The 4,779-nt window shown below is 59.8% G+C and carries 3 protein-coding genes; all 3 read left to right on the top strand.

The features are described 5' to 3' along the window. The coding region (locus V6M61_RS19685; protein ID WP_332778299.1) for a hemagglutinin repeat-containing protein at positions 1 to 3,206 on the top strand (3,206 nt) is incomplete at its 5' end. Further along, on the top strand, positions 3,203 to 3,805 hold the full coding sequence (locus V6M61_RS19690) for a hypothetical protein (RefSeq protein WP_332778300.1): 603 nt from the start codon (positions 3,203 to 3,205) through the stop codon (positions 3,803 to 3,805). The genes V6M61_RS19685 and V6M61_RS19690, both read left to right, overlap by 4 nt. Next, the coding region (locus V6M61_RS19695; protein WP_332778301.1) for an ESPR-type extended signal peptide-containing protein at positions 3,802 to 4,779 on the top strand (978 nt) is incomplete at its 3' end. The genes V6M61_RS19690 and V6M61_RS19695, both read left to right, overlap by 4 nt.

Consider the following 4,779-nt stretch of genomic DNA (forward strand, 5'->3'; position numbering starts at 1 on the left):
AAAGCCTGGCCACCGCCTCCTATGCCGAAGGCGGCGGCTTCCTGTCGTCTGCCAGCACCGAGCTGCGCAACAGCGATGCCTTCACCCAGGCCGTGGGCAGCCAGCTGGGCGGGCGCAGCGTCACGGTAGCGTCCGGCAAAGACCTCAGTGTCCAAGGCTCCAGCGTCATCAGCGACCAGCAAACCACCTTGCTGGCCGGCAACAACATCACCATCGAGGCCGCGCAAAACAGCAGCAGCAAAAGCAGCTTCAAGGAAACCAAAAGTAGCGGCCTGTCCCTGGGCGACGGCATGAGTGTCAGCTACGGCAAGCAGCAGCAAAGCCTGGAGCAGCAAAACCAAAGTACAACAGCGGCAGCCAGCACCGTCGCCAGCATAGGCGGCAACGTCACCCTGGTAGCCGGCAACCAGTACAGCCAGAAGGGTAGCGATGTAGTGACCCCAGGCGGTGATGTCAACGTATTGGCCAAAAACATCAAAATCACCGAGGCCCAGAACACCAGCAGCAGCCAAACCGAGCAGAAATTCAAGCAAAGTGGATTGACGCTGGCCCTCAGCAGCCCCGTCATCAGTGCCGCCCAAACCATCCAGGGCGTGGCCAAAGCCGCTGGCCAAACCAGCGACGGCCGCGCGCAAGCGCTGGCCGTTGCCACGGGCGCACTCGCAGCCAAGAACGCCTACGACGCCATTGCCAAAAATCCTGCTCAAGCCGGTGGCGTAAATCTGAGCATCAGCCTGGGAAGCAGCAAGAGCCAGAGCAACACGGCCTCCAGTAGCAGCACCGCCCAGGGCAGCACCGTGGCCGCTGGGGGCAACGTCAACATCACCGCCACGGATGGCGGTAAAGACTCCAACATTCTGATCCAGGGCAGCACCGTCAAGGCTGATGGCAACGTCACGCTTGCCGCTGACAACCAGGTCAACCTCCTTGCCGCCAAAAACACCAGCAGCCAGAACAGCACAAACAGCAGCAGTTCGGGCAGCATAGGCGTGAGTGTGGGCACCAGCGGCCTGAGCGTCACTGCCAGCGCCAGCAAAGGCCGCGGCAACAGCGACGGCTCGGACGTGACCTACACCAACGCACGGGTCGAGGCCGGAAACACCCTGAGCATCCAAAGTGGCGGCGATACCAATATCAAAGGCGCAGTCGCCGCAGGCAAGACCGTTATTGCCGATGTAGGCGGCAACCTCAACATCGAAAGCCTGCAAGACAACAGCACCTACAACGCCAAAGAGCGCAGCGCGGGCGGCAGCATCGGCATCCCCATTGGCGCCGGCGCCTTCAGCATCGGTGCCAACGTCGGCAAGACTGACATCAACAGCACCTTCAGCAGCGTTACCCAGCAGTCCGGCATCAAAGCCGGGGACGGTGGCTTTGACATCGTGGTCAAAGGCAAAACCGATCTGAAGGGCGCGGTGATCGCCAGCACCGACAAAGCCGCAAGCAACAACAAAAACAGCCTTATTACAGGCAGCCTTACCAGCATCGCCATTGAAAACAAAGCAGAGTACAGCGGCCAGAGCGTCAACATTGGCATCAGCTACAGCGGCGAGCAAAAGGACAAAAACGGCAACACCGTGATGAAAGACGGCAAGCCGGTACAAGACGGCTACAACGGTTTCAACGCCACGCCGCCTGTGGCCCTGAACGCCAAAGGCAACGCCAGCAGCACCACGCAAAGCGGTATCAGCCAGGCCAGCATCCTGATCACGGATGAAGATGCGCAAAAGGCCAGTACGGGCAAGGATGCAGCCACCACGGTGGCCAGCATCAACCGGGATGTGACCACGGACAAAGACACTTCCAACGCCTTGAAGCCGATCTTCAATGAGCAGGAGATCAAGGCCGGATTTGCGATCACGCAGGCGCTGATGCAGGAAGTTGGCACCTTTCTGGTCAACCGCGCCAAAGAGGCCGACATCAAGGCCAGCGAGGCGAAAGACAAAGACCGCCAGGCCGATGACAAAGCCGCACAGGCCCAGGGCCTGTCAGATGGGCCAGACCGTACCCGGCTGCTGCAGGAGGCCACAGAGCTAAAAGCACAAGCCATCGTTGCGCGCGTTGAGGCCGCGGACATCGAAAGCAAGTGGGGAGCAGCCGGCACTTATCGTCAGGTCATGACGGCCATTGCTGCAGCGGCGGCAGGCAACGTCAGCGCCGGTGGCAGCCAGTTTGTTCAAAGCGCCGTCGTGAACCTGGTGCAGAGCAAGGCGGCCGAAGGCATCAAGCAACTGGCCGATGACCTGGGCATCGCGGAAGGAAGCGTCGCACATACGGCGCTGCACGCCATCAACGCCTGCCTGGGTGCGGCGGCACAGGCCAGCAGTTGCGGCACGGCGGCTTTGGGCGCGGCCTCTGCCACCGTGGTTTCCAGCCTGCTCGAAGGCACGGCCGAGACCCTGAGCAACGAGCAAAAGGAAGCCAGAAAGAACCTGGTGGCCACGCTGGTCACAGGTGTGGCCGCTGCCAGCGGCCAAGCGGCTGCGGCCAACACGGCGGCCTTGATCGAGATGGAGAACAACTCCAACGTCAAGAACGCGGTGAAGGCGGCCATCAACGATGCCAAGGACTACATCGGCAAGAAGGGCAAGGAAGGGCTGGAAAAGGCCGCCGAACTGCTGGAGAAGATCGAGATCAAGCCGCTGGTGGACAAGCAAAAGGACATTGCCAAGTTCCTGGACGATGCGGCGGCGCGGGGGGGCTTGAGTGAGGGTGAGATCGCGGTGCTGGGGGCTATCTATGCGGCCAACCAAGTGCTGTTTCCAACCTCAATGCTGGACATCATTCCTGGTGCAGGCAAGGCTGTTGGTAAAACTGGCGATCTCATCAAGGCGGGCGTTAAAGCCGAGGATGCGGCTAAAGTAGCGGTGGCGGAGGTCAAGGCCTCCGGACAGATTCACCATATCTGTACTGACAAGAACTGCGTGTCGGCTGCGACTGGTGGGCCGTGGACGCCTGAATTCAAGAAAATTTTCGATAAAGCCGGAGTATCCATGCAGGACGAACTAAATAAAGTGCTTGTTGTGGGGCACCAAGGCCCACATCCGGCCTCTTACCATCAGACAGTTTTTCAGCGTTTATCCGAGAAGACGGAGAATCTTTCCGGAGATGCATTTAAACAAGCTTTTCAAAATGAACTCAAGAAAATCGGAGAGGAGATTGCTCAGCCTGGCAGCGTTCTCAACAAGCTGGTGACGAAGAAATGAATTACTTTGAACTTAGCTATGGATACGAAGAATATGCTGACCGCTGGCACCTCGATGAGCCAGAGGACAATACGGGCGATAAGCTCGACGCGAATCTTTTGCCTAAAGTTGGACCATACGACGGAAGACAGATCGCCCGTGTGCCAGTAGATACCCAATACCCCGGACGGGCGTTAGATTTCAGTTTTGGATACTTTAATTTTCTTGTTCTGCGAACTCACGTAGCCGATCTGATCGAGAAGCACCAAGGCCGCATACAGCGCTTTCCCGTCACACTTGAACCTGCTGGCGAACACGGCTATGAAGTGGTCTTCACGCTAGATGCGCCCAAGGGCTTGGTAGACGTAAGCCGAGCACTGGAACACGAGTTCTATCAGGAAGACGACATGCGGGTCACCATGCGCTACGGCGGTCTGGCGCCCAGGCAGAAAGGCATGCTGTCCAAGGTTTACCCGCTGCACATTTTCGCCGACAAGGCGAAGGGTCACGAGTTCTTTCGGCCTTGGGAATACACCAGTGCCATCGTGATTTCAGAGGCGTTGAAAAACGACTTTGAAAAAGCCGGAGTGACTGGCATCAAGTACACCTTGGTGTCATGAACCGTCAAACTCACCACCTCGTACTCAACCACTCCCGAGGCTGCCTCATGGCGGTGGCCGAAACCGCCCGCAGCAGCAGCAAGGGCGGCGCATCCGGCGCAACGCAAAGCCCATGCCGAAGCAGCCATCGTGCGTGCCCAATCCGTGCGCCTTATGCATCAAAAGTGCCACCTGCCCAAGCAGAATGGGCGCAGACAGCTATTGATTTAATAGCGCAACAATCCAGCTACAAGGCCTGGCTGAGCAGCGACTACATGCTCAGCGCCCTGCGAATCGACCCGGCCACCCTGCAAAAGCGGCTGGGCGATGGCTTTTACGAGCAGCGCCTGATCAACGAGCAGGTGGCGCAGCTGACCGGCCAGCGCTTCCTGGAGGGGTTTGCCAGCGACGAAGCCCAGTACCGCGGCCTGATCGACAGCGGTGTCACCGTGGCGCAGCAATGGAGCTTGCGCCCCGGCATCGCGCTAAGCGCCGAGCAAATGGCCCAGCTGACAAGCGACATCGTCTGGCTGGTCGAGCGCGAAGTGAGCCTGGCAGGCGTGGATGGCAAGCCGGGCAGCGTGCAGAAAGTGCTGGTGCCGCAAGTCTATGTCGCCGTCAAGCCCGGCGACCTCAAGGCCGACGGCAGCCTGCTGGCCGGCCAGAGCGTCAACATCAACTTGACGGGCGACTTGACCAACAGCGGCACGATACAGGCAGCCGTGCAAGGCACGGTGGCCGGCCGCGCCATCGTCGCCCTCAACGCCAACAACGTGCACAACCTGGCCGGGCGCATCCAGGGTGATGCGGTCTCGGTGGCCGCCAGGAACGACTTGAACAACCTGGGCGGAACCATCTCGGCCAACACCAGTCTGCTGGCCACGGCCGGGCGCGACCTGAATGTGGTCAGCACCACTCAAAGCGCCCGCAGCAGCGCCGGCGCGGGGGTTTACGACTACACCGGACTGGACCGCATGGCCGGCCTGTACGTTACC

Origin of the sequence: Polaromonas sp. (genome assembly GCF_036676035.1) — a bacterium.
Classification (GTDB): domain Bacteria; phylum Pseudomonadota; class Gammaproteobacteria; order Burkholderiales; family Burkholderiaceae_C; genus Polaromonas.

Excerpts from the sequence above, each read along its gene's own strand:
- V6M61_RS19690 (WP_332778300.1), top strand. The coding sequence starts at position 3,203 with ATGAATTACTTTGAACTTAGCTATGGATACGAAGAATATGCTGACCGC.